This window comes from Dongia sp. agr-C8, from assembly GCF_054658695.1.
Genome location: NZ_BAAGHZ010000003.1, coordinates 42,090 through 57,576 on the forward strand (window position 1 = coordinate 42,090; position 15,487 = coordinate 57,576).

The window sequence follows — 15,487 nt, forward strand, 5'->3', positions numbered from 1 at the left end:
TCCGCGTTCATGGCCAGTCCCGTCGCAACGGCGCCTCTCCCCGGCGCGGAAGCTGAATCCTCGCCCGCACTGCATCCGAGGCTGGCGCAGCCGGAGCTCTCCGTCGTCATCAAGGCGCTGAACGAGGCGGAGAAAATCGAGGCCTGTTTGCGCTCGGTGATGGCGGCGACCGATCCCGCGACCACCGAGATCATCGTCGCCGACAGCCTCTCCGAGGACGCGACGGTGGCCGTCGCTTCGCGCTTTCCGGTCAAGGTGGTGCAGCTCGCGCGGGTCGAGGACCGCGGCTGCGGCAGCGCCGCCCAGCTCGGCTTCCAATATGCGCGCGGCAAGCGCCTGCTGCTGCTCGACGGCGACATGGAGCTCGACCCCGGCTTCCTGCCGGAAGCGCATGCCGCGCTCGATGCCGACCCCAAGCTCGCCGGCGTCGCCGGCATGGTGGTGGACCGGGTGATGACCCTGGAGTTCCGCCGCCGCAAGGGCAGGCAATCCGGCAGCGACACGCCGGGCATCCACGACCACCTCAACGGCGGCGGCCTGTTCCGCATGGAAGCGCTGCGCCCGTTCGGCTATTTCACCGACCGCAATCTCCATGCCTGCGAGGAGCTGGAGCTCGGCATCCGCCTGACCGCGGCCGGCTGGAAGCTGCGCCGGCTGGACCGGCCGTCGGTCTATCACTACGGGCATTCTACCGCCGCCTTCCCGCTGCTGTTCCGGCGCTGGAAGACCCGCTACCTGCACGGCCATGGCGAGATCGTGCGGGCGAAGCTCGGCACCAAGCTCTTGCGGCGCTCGATGCGCGGCGCCTGGCTCTATTGCGGCGTGATCCTGTGGTGGCTGGCGCTGATCGGGTTGCTGGCCGGCGCCTTCTTCTCGCCGCTGCTGGAGATCTTCAGTGCGGTGCTGGCGCTGGTGCTGGCCGTGCCGATCCTGGCGCAATGCTGGCGCAAGCGCAGCGCGGTGATGGGCCTCTATTCGGTTGCGCTCATCAATTTCCACGCCGCGGGCATGATCGTGGGTTTTCTGACCCCACGCATAGACCCTCGGCAGCCGATCGACAGCATCGTCCGGCATCCTGAATCGTGATGTCGGAGTTCCAGCCGGACGAAATCGCGAAGCTGCAATCCGCCGGCACCAGCCTGGCGGGCCGGATCGCGACCGGCGCCGGCATCGCCACGCTGTTTCGCCGTCCGGTCGGCCGGCTCTGGCCGGAGATCGTGTCGGATACCGACCTTCGCCTCGCGATCGACGGCTACCTGGTTCATGACGGCAGGTTCCGGGTCGGCAGTGACGATGAAGCCCGCAGCGTCGCGCGCGCCTTTCGCGCCGACCCGGCAATGTTCATGGCCGGGATCGACAATGGCTGCTGCAACCTCGTGGCCCATGACGACGCGCGCAAGATCACCGTCATCGCCAACGACCCCACCGGTTGCCTGCCGCTCTATATCCATGTCGGCCGCGACAGCGTCACTTTCGCCAACGACTTTCCCGGGCTGCAGGCGATCTCGCCGCCGCTCGAACGCGATCCGCTGGGCTGCGCCGAGCTCTACTGGTTCGGCTACCAGATCGGCAACCGCACCATCTTCCGCGACGTCTTTCGCACCCCGCCGGGATCGATCCTGACCGTAGACTGGCGCGACGGCCGGATCGCGACCGAAACCTGGGCCAGACCGGCGACACCGCCGGCCCCGGCCGATGACGATGAACTTTGCGAGGTCGCCGCCGCGCTGATCGACGCGATGCGCACCGCCTGCCGCCGTCTCCACGTGCCGGAGCGGAACTACGGCATCAAGCTCAGCGGCGGCATGGACAGCCGGCTGATTGCAGGAAGCTGGCAGGATCCCGGCCTGCGCGCTTTCACCTATGCGGCGCCGCATACGATCGAGGAGCGGATCACCGGGCGGCTCGCCCGGGCGCTGGCGATCCCGCTCGAAACCGTGACCGTCGAAGGCGACTTCTTCTCCGGACTGCACGCCCCGCTCTACCCGAAGCATGCGCTGGCCGAGTTCTTCCACCAGGCGCTGACGCCGTCGATGCGGGAGGCCGGCATCGATTGCGCGCTCGACGGTCTCGCCGGCGACGTGCTGTTCGGCGGCCTCGCGCTGAAGCGCAAGGGCGGCTTGCGCGCCGCCATCCGGAATGTCTTCGGCATGGCGGGGCCGTCGCTCGGCACCGATGTGTCGAATGCGGAAGCCGCCGAGATCATCTTCAACCAGATCCGCGTGCCGGACGGCAGCCTGCCGGTCCTCACGGCCGGGGCGAGACAGGCGATCGAGGCATTGAAGCCAGAGGCGCTCGACGACATCGCCCGCGAGTTCCCGAACTGCGAGCCCGGCCTGCACTTCGACCGCCGCTACATCCGTTTTGCGATCCGCAACCGGATGCGCCGCGACGTGGCCTTGCAGGGTTCGCTTTGCCGACCGGAGGTGGAGACGATCTATCCCTTCCTCGACCGCGACGTTCAGGCGGTGGCGGCGCGGATCAGCAGCGCCCAGGCCGCCGGCAAGCGGTTCTATCGCCGGCTCTATCGCGAGCAGCTGCCCCGGATCGCGGGCGTGCCGCTCGATGATTCGCTGCTGCCGCCGGGCGCGCCCAACGCCGCGCATGTCTTCGCCCGCATCCTGCGCTACGGGCTCGAGACCGCGGGCTTTCGCGCAGCGTTGATCGCGGGGCGGAATCTCCGCTTCGGCCGGGTGAATGCGGTGCAATGGCCGCGCTGGATCGCCTTCGATCGCGACTTCATCGCCGGGATTCGCCGCTTCATGCAAACCACCGAGGCCTTCGATGCGGCCGGCTTCGACGCGGCGATCGAGCGGGTGCGCCGGGGTGCGCCGCTCGGCGGCAGCCGCATCATGCTGACCGCGAGCTACTGCGGGCTCGATAAAATCTTCGACAAATCAGCCGCTTAGAAGCGCTCGCGGGCTTGTGACCACCGTCACTGGATATCCGCCGCGGCAATACCAAAATCAAGTGTGTCGGGCGGTGTGCGCCGCCCGGCAGAGTGAGTGTTCCCTAAGTTTGCGATTGACTGTGAGGGTTTGGTGAAGGGGTCTCTGGAAGGACCCTGAAGCGCAAATCCCCGCCGGCGGGCATCAGCCCCCGATCGCCCGCCGGCGATCTTTTCCTTCCCCCTGAAATTCGAAATGCTGCCGCGCTGTGGAGGATGCCTCCACGTCACGAGGCGTCATGCCAAGACGAGTTTGCAGCGGTGTTACGGCTTCACCGCCACCAGCGCGAAGCCTTCCGGCAGGCTGGCGCCGTCGAGCTTCAGCGCGTCGCCTTCGAGCGGGATCTCGATCTTGGTCTTTTCGTCCAGCGTGAGGCGCACGGTGAGGCCGGTGAAGAGCTTCGCCGGGTCGTCGTCCTTGCGGTCGATGAAGACGCGGTCGGTGCCGTCCGGCTGGTCCTTCGAGACCAGCTCGAGCTTCGGCGCCCAGTCCAGCGCGGCATCGCTTTCGATCAGCGCCGTCGGCATGGTCACCAGGACCCGCTGCAGCGGCTTGGTCGTGGTCGCGTAGGAAATGACGATCTGCGCGTTCTCGGCACCCTTCAGCACGGTATCGTCCGCCGCGGTCGGCGCGGCGTGATAGGCGAGGATGCGCTCGTTCTTCCAGCCGCCCTGGGCGCCCAGGGTCGCCCATTGGCCGGATTCGCCGGCGCCGGTCGCGTTGAAGAGATAGGCGCCGTTCTCCAGGCTGTAGACGGCATAGGTCGGCTGTTCGACACAGCAGCCATAGCGCGTGACGGTGAGATAGGGACCGCTGGCCTTCGCCTCGTTGCCATCGGCCTCGATGGTGAACTTCGCCGCGCTCTTGCCGTCCTTGGTCATCGGGAAGGCGGTCACCTTCACCTGGGCCGAGACCGGCTCCGGTTCGGCTTCCAGACCTTCCTTGCTCTCATGCGCCTCTTCGATCAGCAGCAGCTGATAGAGGATCTCCGGCCCGCCGAGGGTCGAGGCCATGATGTTGGTCTCATAGCGCCGGTTGGTGATCGCGATGTCGAAGACATCGCCCTTTGCGGTGATCTTGATGTCCGAGGGCGCCTGTTCCTTGACCAGGTCCTCGGCGAGAGCCGGGACCGAGAGCATCAGGACGGAAGCGAGCAGGCTGGCCCGGAAAGCGGAAGAGCGCGACATGATAGTCCCCGAAAGTGGAATGCCCCGTTGGGTCGCGGGACCATCTCACTTCGTTCAAGGGGCTGCAAGCTGACCGCCCGGCTAATGCATGGCCCGGTGATCCGCGTCACTCCGTTGGGATTCAGCGGCCGAAGGCGTCTTCCAGGCCGAACTTGACGTAGGCGCCGCGCAGATAGACCGGCCGGAGGTAGGGCAGCGGGAAGCGCGGCGGCTGCCGGCGCAGCATCTTCGGCGCTTCCGGATTCCCGGCGCCGATCAGCCGGGCGATGGCGCGGCCGGACCAGGTGCCGAATGCAACGCCGTTGCCGTGATAGGCCAGCGCATAATAGGTCCCCGGCTCGTCCTCCCAGGCGCCGACATGCGGCACGAGATCCATCGCCAGGCAGACGAAGCCCGACCAGCGGTGGGTGATCTCGACCGCGCTCCAGGCCGGGTAGTAGCGCCGGAACGCCGCCTCGATCCGCGCCGACTGCTTCGCCAGCGCGCCCGGCTCCGCCGAGACGCCGCCGCGCCCGCCGAACATGAAGCGGCCATCGGGCAGCAGGCGGAAGTAATGCAGCAGGTTCAGGAGATCATAACTCGGCGCGGTCGAGGTCCAGCCGGCCTCGTTGCGCTCTGCTTCGGTCAGCGGGCGCGTCACCACGATCGAGGAGAGCGCCGGCAGCAGGCGACCGCCGAACTCCGGATGCAGATCTTCGGGCGTGTAGCCATTGGTCGCGATCAGCACCTTCGCCGCGCGCAGGCTGCCCTGCGGCGTGGTGAGCCGGTGGCCATAGGTCTCGCGCTTCCAGCCGATGACGGGACTCTGCGAGGTGAGGATCGCACCGCGCGCAGCGGCGGCGCGGGCGAGGCCGGTCACGTATTTGTAAGGGTTGAGGCCGAAGCCGACCTCGCCGGCGACGCCGCCGTGGAAATGCGGCCCGGTCAGGCCGCGCGCCCTCAGGCCGTCGCGATCGAGCAGCGTGGATTTCGCGCCGAAGGCATTGGCCATGAACTTCGCTTCCGTGGCGAGCTCGGCCACCATCGACTCGCGGTGCGCCAGCGCGACGTCGCCGGCGCCGGTACGATCGGCGTCGATGCCTTCCACTGCCAGCAGGTCCGCCACCAGCCCGACCGAATCCGCCTGGGCCTGGTAGAAGGCGCGCGCCTCCTCCAGCCCGTAGGTGGTGATGATCTTCTTCCAGCCGAGCTTCGAGCCACCCATGCAGCAGAAGCCGCCGTTGCGCCCGGAAGCGCCCCAGCCGGGGTGGGCGCGTTCCAGCACCACTGCCTTGATGCCGAAATCCTTGGCAAGGTGGTAGGCGGCGGAAAGCCCGGTGTAGCCGCCGCCGATGATCGCGACTTCGGTCTCGACCTCGCCCTGCAGCGGCGCGTAATCGGCGGGCGAAGACGCGACGGAATCGCGCCACCAGCTCGGCGCCGGCGTCGAAGGATCGAGCGCGGTCGGGTGGTAGAGGTGCTTCATTTCTCTTCCCGCGTCATCGCCGGGCCCAGCGGACGAATGTCCGCATTCGCGGACGGGGCCGGCGATCTTTCTCCGGCGGCGCGAGATGCCCGGGTCAAGCCCGGGCATGACGAGCTTGGAGTCATCGAATCATATAGACCTTGCGCACGGTCTCGTGGACGCGGCAGGTGCCTTTCCAGTCCTTCGGGAAGAAGGCGATGGTGTCCGGCTTGATCTCGATGACTTCGCCGCTCTCATGGGTGTAGGTGCAACGGCCCAGCAGAAAGTGGCAGAACTCGTCGCGGGTGACGTGGCAGTTCCAGTAGCCCGGGGTGCAGACCCAGATGCCGGTCTCGTTCTCGCCGTTCGGCCCCTTCGAGAGCAGCACGCCCGAGGTCATGGACTGGCCCTCGATCATGGTCGGCACCGGGCCCCAATCCTTCAAGGGTGCCGCGGTCTTCGGGTCGTAGAGAACAGGCGTGGTCACGGTTTCAAACTCCTAGCGCAGCATATAGGCATTGCGGATGGTCTCATGGACGGTGCAGACGCCCGACCAGCCCGCGGTGAAATGAACACAGGTACCGGGGCGGACCTCAATGACCTCTCCATCATCGCGCACATAGGTCGCACGGCCGGCGATGAAATGACAGAACTCATCGCGCGGAATCTTGAGCGGCCATTTGCCCGGCGTGCAGACCCAGAGGCCCGTCTCCGGCGAATTGCCGCCGACCGATGGATCCGGCCGCTTGTAGAGCAGGCGGCCGGAGGATTTCGACACCCCTTCGATGGCATCCGGCTGGACGCCCCAGTCGGCGAGGTCGTCGAAAGTGGTCGCGTCGGTGATATGCGGGGCGGAGGACGCGAGGTTGGTCACGGCTTGTAGGTCCCCGTGGTCGCGATCTCGGCCAGGATCTTGGCCGCCTTGTCGGTACCCTTGGCGGCCTGCATGTGCTTCGACACGTCGGCGAGCTTGGCGGCCATGGCCTTGTCCTTCAGCAGGCGGTCGATCATCGCGGCCAGCTCAGCTTCAGTCCAGGTATAGCGCGGCAGCTGGTCGCCATAGCCGGTGTCGTGGATGCGCGCGGCATTGTCGAGCCCGTCCCAGCAGAACGGCATGATGATCGCGGGCTTGGCGAAGAACAAAGCCTCGTTGAAGCTGTTGTTGCCGCCGTGGTGGATGAAGAGATCGACATGCGGAATGACGGCCGGCTGCGGATACCAGCTTTCCAGATGCACGTTGCCCGGCACGTCGCTGTATTCGCCGATATAGTCGCCGACATTCATCAGGAAGCGATAGGGCAGCTTGGCGAAGGCCGTGATCAGCCGCTTGTAGAGATCGACATCGGCCGCGCCCAGCGAGCCATAGGATACATAGATCAGCGGCTTGTCGTTGTTGACCTTGAACTGCGGCACCTCGTACTGGCCCTCGTCGCGCACGCAGCCTTCGAGATACTGGAACTGCTTCGGATCCAGCGGCATGCGTCGCTTGAAGGCGAGCGGCTTCGGGTAGAGCAGCAGGTTCATATGCGGCGAGGCCTCGAAGAACTGGCCGAGCGGATAGGGTTCGTGGCCCACTTTCGCCAGGAACTCGTTGAATCGCGCATGGACCGGCTTCACCAGCTCCAGGAAGCGGTCTTCGAAAGCCTTGAAGCCCGCCTTGTCGTTCTCGTGGCAGCCGGAGAGATGCGGCGGGATGTCGGGATCGGGGATCTCGTTTTCCGAGCAGGAGATGATCCGCCCCCAGGGACAGCCGGCGCGCTTGATCGCGGGAAAGAGAATCACGTTGTCGACCGCGACCAGGTCCGGCTTGATCCGCTGCAGATGCGCGTTCAACCCGTCCTCGGCGATGATTGCGCTGTCGACGATTGCTTCCCAGACCGGGATCACATAGGTCGGCAGCTGCTCGATCGGCGAGAGGCGGAAATGCGGCTGCTTCTCGGCGATGAAGTTGGCCCAGAACTTGGCGATCTCCTCGTCGGACATGCCGCCCGACATATCGACCAGGTTCTCCTCGAAGCCATACTTCGCGAAGACGCCCTTGAAGCCCTTGTCGCAGACGAAGACCGGGTTGTGGCCCTCGGCTTTCAGCTTCTGCGCGATGCCGACGCAGTTGAGAGCCGGGCCGAAGGCGGCCTCCGGAAACAGCACGATCGTCTTACCCATTCGGTCTCCCCTTTGGCCCGCCCCGGCTGATTCCCTGGCGGGCCGCCACAATAGTCGAATGCTGCGTCATTTCACCAGCAGGCGCGCATGCTCCGCGGCCCAGCTGCAATGGACCTGACGGCCATTTTCCACGCCCGCCGCCAGCCGGTGCGCCGCCGGCAGCCGCGCCACCAGCGGCAAGCCGCTGCCCGCCAGCGCCAGATGCACGATCATGTCCTGGCCCATATAGGCGGAGCCGATCACCTCGGCCGCCAGGGTGCCGGGCTGCGCGGTCTCGGACAGGATCACCCGCTCCGGCCGCACCGCGAGGCTGGCGGCGGTGCCTTCCGGCAAGGCATCGAGGCCCTGCACAGGCAGCGCCCCGAGTCCGCGGACCTCGAAAGCGCCGCCGCGACGATGGCCCTCGAAGAAATTCATCTGCCCGACGAAATCCGCGACGAAGCGGCTCTCCGGCCGTTCGTAGAGATCCCGCGGCTTGCCCAGTTGCGCGATCCGGCACTGGTCCAAGAGCGCGATCCTATCGGCCATGGTGAGGGCTTCCTCCTGGTCATGGGTCACGACCAGGAAGGCGATGCCGGTTTCCTGTTGCAGCCGTTTGAGCTCGATCTGCATCTTCTCGCGCAGCTTCTTGTCCAGCGCACCCAGGGGCTCGTCGAGCAGCAGCAGCTTCGGCCGTTTGACCAGGGCGCGGGCCAAGGCGACGCGCTGCTTCTGTCCGCCGGAGAGCTGATGCGGCTTGCGCGCGGCCTGGTCTATCAATTGGACGAGACCCAGCGCCTGCTCGACCCGCGCCTTCAGCCCGACGCCGCGCAGGCCTTCCATCTCCAGGCCGTAGGCGACATTGGCGAAGACCGTCATATGTGGGAACAGCGCATAGGACTGGAACATGAGATTGATCGGCCGCTTGTTCGGCTTCACCGCGGTGATGTCGATTCCGTCGAGGCGGATGGCGCCGCGGTCAGGATGCTCGAAGCCGGCGATCAGCCGCAGCAAGGTTGTCTTGCCGCAGCCGGAGGGCCCGAGCAGGGCGAAGAACTCGTTCGGCGCCACGCCAAGGTCGATGCCGTCCACGGCGCGGATGGTGCCGAAGCTCTTGGCGACGCTGGAAATCTCCAGAACCGCACTCATGCCTCGGCCTCGCGGTTGAGACGCTGCGAGAGAAACACCAGCACGAAGGAGACTCCCAGGACGATGGTGGCAACGGCGTTGATCTCCGGCGTCACCCCGAAGCGGATCATGGCGTAGATCTGCATCGGGAAGGTGGTTGAGCTGGAGCCGGCGCCCGCGGTGAAATAGGCGATGATGAACTCATCGATCGAGAGCGTGAAAGCGAGGAGCGCGGCGGCGATCACGCCGGGCGCGATCACCGGCAAGGTCACGCGGCGGAAGGTGGTGAACTGGTTGGCGCCGAGGTCGATCGAGGCTTCGACGATGGATCGGTCGAAATGCTTGAACCGCGTCCGCACCACGGTGCAGACGAAGGCGATATTGAAGACCGCGTGGGCGAGGATGATGGAATGCAGCCCCAGGGTCATCTTCAACAGCGAGAAGAAGGAGAGCAAGGCGATCGCCAGCACGATGTCCGGGATGATCATCGGCGCCGCGACCAGCGCCTCGAGCGCGGGATGCGGCCGGCGCTCCTCCATGCCCATCGCCAGCAAGGTGCCGATCACGGTGGAGATGATCGTGGAGACTAAGGCGACGATCAGCGAGTTCTGCACGGCGGACAGGATCTTGGCGTTGGCGGCGAGCTTGCCGTACCACTCGGTCGAGAAGCCGGTCCAGGCGGTCGGCAATCCGGCGCGGTTGAAGGAGAGCACGATCAGCACGACGATCGGGCCGTAGAGGAAGAGATAGACCAGGCCGAGATGCGCCTGCAGCCAGCGCTGCGCCGTGTTCATGCCCGCGCCTCTTCGTTGCCGCCGGCACGATGCACGAAGATCGCCTGCAAGGTCAGCAGCAGCATCATCAGGGCGACCAGCAGGAAGGCGAGGGTCGCGCCGAACGGCCAGTCCCGGGCGGTCAGGAATTGGTCGTAGATCAGGTTGCCGAGCATGGTCCGCTTGCCGCCACCGAGAAGATCCGGCGTCACAAAGTTGCCGATCGAGAGCACGAAGACGAAGACCGAGCCCGCGGCGATGCCGGGGAGCGTCAGCGGCAAGGTGATGCGCAGGAAGGTGCGCAGGCCGTCGGCGCCGAGATCGGTGGAGGCCTCGGCAAGCTCCGGCCCCAGCTTCGAGATCGAGGAATAGAGCGCCAAGATCATGAACGGCACATAGCCATAGACCAAGCCGGTCACGATGGCGAAGTCGTTGTAGAGCAGCGGCAAGGGCTCGGCGATCACGCCCATGTTGGCGAGTGCGCTGTTGATCAGGCCTTCGCGGTTCAGCAGCACGATCCAGGCATAGGTGCGGATGAGATAGTTGCTCCAGAACGGCATCATCACCAGGATCAGCAGCGGGATCTGCCGCGATTTCGGCGACTTGGCGATGCAATAGGCGGCGGGATAGCCGAGCAGCAGCGAGACCAGCACGGCGGTCAGCGCAATCCGCGCCGAATAGAGGAAGATGCCGGCGTAGAGCGGATCGGCGGCGCGGACGAAATTCTCCGTGGTGAAGGTGTAGTCGATCCCGCCATAGACCCCGCGCTCGAAGAAGCCGAGCACGAAGATCAGCGCGCAAGGGAGGATCAGCAGCGCGGTCAACCAGGCGAGGCCGGGGCCGAGGAGAAGTGCGCGGCGGGAGGTCATCGCATAATCCGGCACGAGACCCCCGGGTCAAGCCCGGGGGTGACGCATTCCTTTGGGTCGTCATTGCCGGGCTTTACCCGGCAATCTCTCACCAAGTGTCTCAATTCGAGGACGTGATCTCGGTCACCGTCTTCGACCAGAGCTTCTGCGCGTCGCCGAGGTCGCGCATCTGCTCGAACTTCAAGAGCTCCGCCGGCGTGATGCCGAGGTTCGGGTATTGCTGGACCAGCTTCGGGTCGAGGCCGTCCATCGCCGCCTTGTTCGGCACCTTGTAGAGGATGTTCTCGGCGACCCAGCGATGCACCTCGGGGCGGAGGATGTAGTTGATGAAGGACTGCGCCGCGTCCTTGTGCTCGCTGGCCGCGGTCACCACCATGGCATCGACCCACATGTCGCTGCCTTCCTTGGCGATCGCGTATTTGATCGCCGGGTTCTCGGCGATGCCGTAGTTGCACCAGCCGTCCCAGGCCTCCACCAGCAGCGCCTCGCCGGAGACCAGCTTCGAATAAAAGGTGGTGTCGTCATAGGCGAGCAGGGTCTTCTTGGTCTCGATCAGCAGCTGCTTGGCCTTGGCGACCTCGTCCTCCTTCGGCGTGTTGATCGAATAGCCGAGCGAGAGCAGCGCCGGGACCATCAGCCAGCGATCGGTCGCCAGCATGGTGGTCTTGCCCTTCACCGTGTCGTTGGGCTTCAGGAGGTCGTTCCAGCTGGTCGGCTCGGTGCCGACCTTGTCGCTGCGATAGCACAAACCCGTCGTGCCCCAGGAATAGGGCACCGAGAATTTCAGGCCCGGATCATGCGGCAGCTGCATTGCTTCCGGATAGAAATTCGAGAGATTGGGGATCTTGCTGTGGTCGAGGTCCGCCACCAGTCCCAGCTTGTGCAAAGCCTCGGCGAAGGGCGAGGAGACGAACAGCACGTCATAGCCCTTGCCACCAGAGGCCGTGACCTTGCCCATGATCTCTTCATTGGTGGCATGGACCGAAAGCTCGGCCTGGATGCCGGTTTCCTTGGTAAAGTTCGCCAGCAGTTCCGGCGGCATATAGGCGTCCCAGTTGGAGATGACGATCTTCTCCTGGGCCGATGCGGCGCTCGCGGCGAATGTGAACGCGACCGCGACGGCCGCGCCGAAGTGATGCTTTTTCATAATTCTCGTCCCTGTCTTGCTGCCCCGTTTGGTTCTTCCGCGCCGTCCCCGGAGCCGGAGGCCGCGCGCTGTTGTCAGCATTATTGCCGGCGGTGAAAATCGACACAAGAGTTTCACATCCGCCGCGGCACGGCGCGCCGGATTCCCGTGGCGGAACTTGCCCTTAGTAGATCGGCGGGGTGATCGCCCAGATCACGCGGGTGGTCTGCTTGCTGGCGCTCTCGAAGCGATGCCGCCGGGTGCTCTTGAAGCGGAAGGAATCGCCCTCTTTCAGGATATAGGCCTGGTCTTCGATCCAGAGCTTCATCGCCCCGGCGATGACGACACCCGCCTCCTCGCCCTTGTGCACGTAATGCTCGGCGCCCGAGGTGCCGCCGGGATCGAGGGTCACCAGCAGCAACTGGAGCGTGCCCGGCATCATCGGGGTCAGCAGTTCCTTGTGGCAGCCGTGCTTGGAAAGATTGAGCGTCGGCCGCGCCTTCCGCCGCAGGATGGTGCCGAGCTCCGACGCCGGCGGCAGCGCGCGGGTCTGGAACAGATCGGCGATCGGCACCTTCAGGCATTCGCTCAAACGCTGGAGCGAACGCACCGAGGGCGAACGCACGCCGCGCTCGATCTGGCTGAGATTGCCGATCGAGAGATCGGACCGCTCGGCGAGCTGCGCCAGCGACAGCTTCTGCGCCCGGCGCAGGGCGCGGATCTGCTGGCCCAGCCAGAGATCCTGGGCGCTGCCCGCGCGCGCGGCATCACGCGGCGCCCTGCGCCCGTTCGGGCGCTGCTCCTCGCCGTTGATCGTGACGACGGTTTCGCTGCGTTCCATCCCTCGGGCATAGCACAGGGCCGCGCATCCGGGCAAACGCTGACAAACGTCATGGTTGTCGAGCTGTATATTGGTCAATCGTCGAAGATTGTCAGCGCGCCGCAATCGGAATCGGCGACGAAGATCGCCATGATCTCCGCGGTGTCGGTCGGGCTGGGATTCTCGACCATGCTGTGGATGGTGCCCGGCGGCTCGAACCAGGTGCCGCCGATGCCGAAGCTGCCGACCGGCCCGTCATTCAGCTGAGAGCGCAGCGTGCCCTTGGTGACGTAAGCCGTGACCGAGCCTGGATGCCGATGCCGCGGCGTGAAGGCGTTGGGCGTGAACTCGACCAGCAATGTCGTGATCGACTTCCCCGGCACATTGGGCAGCTTCTCGCAGGCGATCGGATGCTGCACCGCGCGCGGTCGCGCCATGGCGTTGCTCTGTGCGCCGGACATCTCAACTGTGTGGCGGAGAGGCGGCCGCATCGCGCCGGTGACGGCGCGGCCACCGATCAGGACGGTGAGGCCGATGAGTGCGGCCGCAGCGATCGGCCAAGCCGAACGCGCGGGATCAAGAGCCGGTTCGAATCGTTGTTCCACTGACATGCCCCTCTCCTTATCTGCCAACCTAAGACGGATCGGTTCCGCCGCTTGTGACGGCTGCGGGCGCTTCGACTTTAACGCCTCGTTTACCATCACGGCCCTCGCTCGCACCGAGATGTGCGGAGTCTTCGGCCGAGCCGTCGACCGGCCACGTCATGTGATGTAGCTTAAGAACCTATCGGGAATCCCAGGCTGCAACCCATCGCGCCCGTATCATGGTGCAAGACCGAGGCATCTTCCTGTCGATCATGCCGGCGAGCCGAGGGGAGCGCCGGCTGGCGCTCACCATCCTCGCCGTCTCGCTCGGCGTCTTCGCGCTCTGCGTGCCCTTCGCGAAGACCGCGCTCAAGCCCATCGACGCCTTCATCCCGGCCTATGAATCCGCGGTCACGATCAACGACCTGATCACCACCGTCCTGCTGTTCGGCCAGTTCACCCTCCTCGGCAAGCGCGGACTCAAATACCTCGCCTGCGGCTATCTCTTCACCAGCCTGATGGCCTTCTGCCATCTGCTCTCCTTCCCCGGCCTGCTGACGCCGGCCGGATTCTTGAGCGGCGGCACGCAGACCACGGTCTGGCTCTACATGTTCTGGCATGCCGGCTTCCCGCTGATGGTGCTGGCCTATGCGCTCAAGGGCGATGCGGAGACGGACGGATCCGGCGTGCCGCGGGCGGTCGGCGCGGTTCTGGCAACGGTGGTCGCGATCGTCGTCACCACCACGCTCGGCCATGACCTGATGCCAGTCTTGCTGCAGATCGCCGAGGGCGCACCGCCCACTTACACCTTGGCCTATCGTGTCATCGTCGGCGCCATCGCCGGCTTGAGCCTGTTCGCATTGCTGGCGCTGTGGCGCCGAAAGGCGCGTTCGGTGCTCGACATCTGGTTGATGGTGACGATGTGCGCCTGGGTCTTCGACATCGCCCTCAGCGCCATGCTGAACCAGCGCCGCTTCGATCTAGGCTTTTATGCCGGCCGGATCTACGGCCTGATGGCGGCCAGCTTCATCCTGCTGGTGCTGCTGCTGGAGACGCGCGCGCTGTTCGCCCGCCTCGCCGGCTCGCTGGAGCGGCGCAACGCCGCCTTGCGTGAGAGCCAGGAACGGCTGCGGCAGCTGAACGAGACCCTGGAGCAGCGCGTCGAAGAGCGAAGCCGCGCGCTCGAGGCCGAGGTCGCCGAGCGCCAGCGCATCCATGAATCCATGCGCGAGACCCAGAAGCTGGAGGCGATCGGCCAGATGGCGGGCGGCATCGCCCATGACTTCAACAACCTGCTCACCGTGGTCATGGGCAATGCCGGCTTCCTCGAGGACCGGCTGGCGCCGGGGCTTGAACGCCAGGCTGCCGGCACCATCACCCGCGCCGCCGAGCGCGGCGCGCGGCTGGTGCGCCAGATCCTCGCCTTCTCGCGCCGGCAGGCGGTGAAGCCCGAGGTGATCGCGCTCAACGAGCGCTCGACCGAGCTGGTGGACATGCTGCGCCGCTCGACGCGCGGCGATATCCGCATCGTCGCCGATTTCGCCGCCGACCTCTGGCCGTTCGAATGCGACGCGGCGGAGCTCGAGCTGGCGCTCATGAACCTCTGCGTCAATGCCCGCGACGCCATGCCCTCGGGCGGCCTGGTGCGCGTCCATGCCTGCAACTGCCCCGGCGGCGCCGCACCCGATGCCGCCGCACCGGGCAACCGCGTCGGCGGCCTGGTGCCGAATGCCGACGGCACGCCGCTCGGCGATCATGTCCGGATCTCGGTGACGGATAGCGGGACCGGCATCGCACCCGAGGCGCTGGCCAAGGTCTTCGAGCCCTTCTTCACCACCAAGGAGGTCGGCAAGGGCACCGGTCTCGGCTTGAGCCAGGTCTACGGCTTCGCCCAGCAGGCGCGCGGCGCCGCCGAGATCACGAGCGCAATCGGTATCGGCACCACCGTCTCGATCATCCTGCCGCGCTGCACCGCGGCGGCCGAGGTCGAGGCGGCCGACCGCAAGGCTGGCAGCGATGCGGCCGCGCCCGGCACCGGCACGGTGCTGCTGGTGGAGGACGACGAGGACGTTGCCGCCGCCGCCATGACCATCCTCGGCATGATCGGCTACAAGGCGCAGCATGTGCCGAATGCCGGGACCGCTCTGGCGCTGCTGATCGGCGGCGCGCGCTTCGATCTCATGCTCTCCGACATCGTGATGCCCGGCGGCATGAGCGGCTTCGAGCTGGCGCAGAAGGTGCGCCAGCATTTCCCCTGGCTGCCGATCCTGCTCTCGACCGGCTATGCCAAGCCCGCCGCCGAGGTCCACCAGGCCGGCTTCGAGATCATCGCCAAGCCCTATAACGCCGCGTCGCTGCTCGACGCCGTCACCCGCGCCAGGCAGAACGCCGCCGGCGCGAGCGCGGAGATGGCTTAGCCGACGGCGTACACAGTCTGCGCTGCCGCGTGCCGCGTGCCGGCAAACG

The 15,487-nt window shown here is 66.1% G+C and carries 14 protein-coding genes; 3 read left to right on the forward strand and 11 right to left on the reverse strand.

Going from position 1 to position 15,487, the window contains the following annotated elements; genetic code table 11:
* The first annotated feature begins 9 nt into the window (after window positions 1-9).
* Window positions 10-1,086, forward strand: a complete 1,077-nt coding sequence (locus tag ACYQ4T_RS14295; RefSeq protein WP_459855290.1) for a glycosyltransferase family 2 protein — start codon at window positions 10-12, stop codon at window positions 1,084-1,086.
* Window positions 1,086-2,909 carry an asparagine synthase-related protein gene (locus tag ACYQ4T_RS14300; RefSeq protein ID WP_459855293.1) on the forward strand — a complete coding sequence of 608 codons (1,824 nt, stop codon included), beginning with the start codon at window positions 1,086-1,088 and terminating at the stop codon, window positions 2,907-2,909. Before ACYQ4T_RS14295 ends, ACYQ4T_RS14300 begins: the two co-directional genes overlap by 1 nt.
* A 302-nt stretch (window positions 2,910-3,211) precedes the next feature.
* On the opposite strand, the gene ACYQ4T_RS14305 is transcribed toward ACYQ4T_RS14300, so the two are convergent.
* The 11 genes from ACYQ4T_RS14305 to ACYQ4T_RS14355 all read right to left on the reverse strand — a co-directional run bounded on the left by ACYQ4T_RS14305 (window position 3,212) and on the right by ACYQ4T_RS14355 (window position 13,048).
* The gene (locus tag ACYQ4T_RS14305) at window positions 3,212-4,135 is read right to left on the reverse strand and encodes a hypothetical protein (RefSeq protein ID WP_459855296.1); all 924 of its coding nucleotides are present in this window, start codon (window positions 4,133-4,135) and stop codon (window positions 3,212-3,214) included.
* Window positions 4,136-4,256: 121 nt separating this feature from the next.
* On the reverse strand, window positions 4,257-5,600 hold the full coding sequence (locus ACYQ4T_RS14310) for an NAD(P)/FAD-dependent oxidoreductase (protein ID WP_459855298.1): 1,344 nt from the start codon (window positions 5,598-5,600) through the stop codon (window positions 4,257-4,259).
* A gap of 121 nt (window positions 5,601-5,721) precedes the next feature.
* Window positions 5,722-6,066 carry a cupin domain-containing protein gene (locus ACYQ4T_RS14315; RefSeq protein WP_459855301.1) on the reverse strand — a complete coding sequence of 115 codons (345 nt, stop codon included), beginning with the start codon at window positions 6,064-6,066 and terminating at the stop codon, window positions 5,722-5,724.
* A 12-nt stretch (window positions 6,067-6,078) separates the two neighbouring features.
* On the reverse strand, window positions 6,079-6,453 hold the full coding sequence (locus ACYQ4T_RS14320) for a cupin domain-containing protein (RefSeq protein ID WP_459855304.1): 375 nt from the start codon (window positions 6,451-6,453) through the stop codon (window positions 6,079-6,081).
* The gene (locus ACYQ4T_RS14325; RefSeq protein WP_459855307.1) at window positions 6,450-7,742 is read right to left on the reverse strand and encodes a nucleotide disphospho-sugar-binding domain-containing protein; all 1,293 of its coding nucleotides are present in this window, start codon (window positions 7,740-7,742) and stop codon (window positions 6,450-6,452) included. Before ACYQ4T_RS14325 ends, ACYQ4T_RS14320 begins: the two co-directional genes overlap by 4 nt.
* A 66-nt stretch (window positions 7,743-7,808) precedes the next feature.
* Window positions 7,809-8,870 carry an ABC transporter ATP-binding protein gene (locus ACYQ4T_RS14330; protein ID WP_459855310.1) on the reverse strand — a complete coding sequence of 354 codons (1,062 nt, stop codon included), beginning with the start codon at window positions 8,868-8,870 and terminating at the stop codon, window positions 7,809-7,811.
* Window positions 8,867-9,643: an ABC transporter permease gene (locus ACYQ4T_RS14335; RefSeq protein ID WP_459855313.1), complete on the reverse strand. Its 777-nt coding sequence runs from the start codon at window positions 9,641-9,643 to the stop codon at window positions 8,867-8,869. The genes ACYQ4T_RS14330 and ACYQ4T_RS14335 overlap by 4 nt, the downstream gene beginning before the upstream one ends.
* Window positions 9,640-10,491 carry an ABC transporter permease gene (locus ACYQ4T_RS14340; protein ID WP_459855316.1) on the reverse strand — a complete coding sequence of 284 codons (852 nt, stop codon included), beginning with the start codon at window positions 10,489-10,491 and terminating at the stop codon, window positions 9,640-9,642. Before ACYQ4T_RS14340 ends, ACYQ4T_RS14335 begins: the two co-directional genes overlap by 4 nt.
* 100 nt (window positions 10,492-10,591) lie before the next feature.
* Window positions 10,592-11,638, reverse strand: coding sequence for a polyamine ABC transporter substrate-binding protein (locus ACYQ4T_RS14345; protein ID WP_459855319.1), 1,047 nt, complete (start codon window positions 11,636-11,638; stop codon window positions 10,592-10,594).
* A 163-nt stretch (window positions 11,639-11,801) separates the two neighbouring features.
* Window positions 11,802-12,458 (reverse strand): cupin domain-containing protein, encoded by a 657-nt coding sequence (locus ACYQ4T_RS14350; RefSeq protein WP_459855322.1) that lies wholly within the window; start codon window positions 12,456-12,458, stop codon window positions 11,802-11,804.
* A 74-nt stretch (window positions 12,459-12,532) separates the two neighbouring features.
* The gene (locus tag ACYQ4T_RS14355; protein ID WP_459855324.1) at window positions 12,533-13,048 is read right to left on the reverse strand and encodes a cupin domain-containing protein; all 516 of its coding nucleotides are present in this window, start codon (window positions 13,046-13,048) and stop codon (window positions 12,533-12,535) included.
* A 212-nt stretch (window positions 13,049-13,260) separates the two neighbouring features.
* Between ACYQ4T_RS14355 and ACYQ4T_RS14360 the strand changes: the two genes are divergently transcribed.
* Window positions 13,261-15,438 (forward strand): MASE4 domain-containing protein, encoded by a 2,178-nt coding sequence (locus ACYQ4T_RS14360; protein ID WP_459855327.1) that lies wholly within the window; start codon window positions 13,261-13,263, stop codon window positions 15,436-15,438.
* Window positions 15,439-15,487: the final 49 nt, after the last annotated feature.

Coding starts and splice junctions, on each gene's coding strand:
- ACYQ4T_RS14295 (WP_459855290.1), top strand. CDS start 10: ATGGCCAGTCCCGTCGCAACGGCGCCTCTCCCCGGCGCGGAAGCTGAA.
- ACYQ4T_RS14300 (WP_459855293.1), top strand. CDS start 1,086: ATGTCGGAGTTCCAGCCGGACGAAATCGCGAAGCTGCAATCCGCCGGC.
- ACYQ4T_RS14305 (WP_459855296.1), bottom strand. CDS start 4,135: ATGTCGCGCTCTTCCGCTTTCCGGGCCAGCCTGCTCGCTTCCGTCCTG.
- ACYQ4T_RS14310 (WP_459855298.1), bottom strand. CDS start 5,600: ATGAAGCACCTCTACCACCCGACCGCGCTCGATCCTTCGACGCCGGCG.
- ACYQ4T_RS14325 (WP_459855307.1), bottom strand. CDS start 7,742: ATGGGTAAGACGATCGTGCTGTTTCCGGAGGCCGCCTTCGGCCCGGCT.
- ACYQ4T_RS14330 (WP_459855310.1), bottom strand. CDS start 8,870: ATGAGTGCGGTTCTGGAGATTTCCAGCGTCGCCAAGAGCTTCGGCACC.
- ACYQ4T_RS14335 (WP_459855313.1), bottom strand. CDS start 9,643: ATGAACACGGCGCAGCGCTGGCTGCAGGCGCATCTCGGCCTGGTCTAT.
- ACYQ4T_RS14340 (WP_459855316.1), bottom strand. CDS start 10,491: ATGACCTCCCGCCGCGCACTTCTCCTCGGCCCCGGCCTCGCCTGGTTG.
- ACYQ4T_RS14345 (WP_459855319.1), bottom strand. CDS start 11,638: ATGAAAAAGCATCACTTCGGCGCGGCCGTCGCGGTCGCGTTCACATTC.
- ACYQ4T_RS14350 (WP_459855322.1), bottom strand. CDS start 12,458: ATGGAACGCAGCGAAACCGTCGTCACGATCAACGGCGAGGAGCAGCGC.
- ACYQ4T_RS14355 (WP_459855324.1), bottom strand. CDS start 13,048: ATGTCAGTGGAACAACGATTCGAACCGGCTCTTGATCCCGCGCGTTCG.
- ACYQ4T_RS14360 (WP_459855327.1), top strand. CDS start 13,261: ATGGTGCAAGACCGAGGCATCTTCCTGTCGATCATGCCGGCGAGCCGA.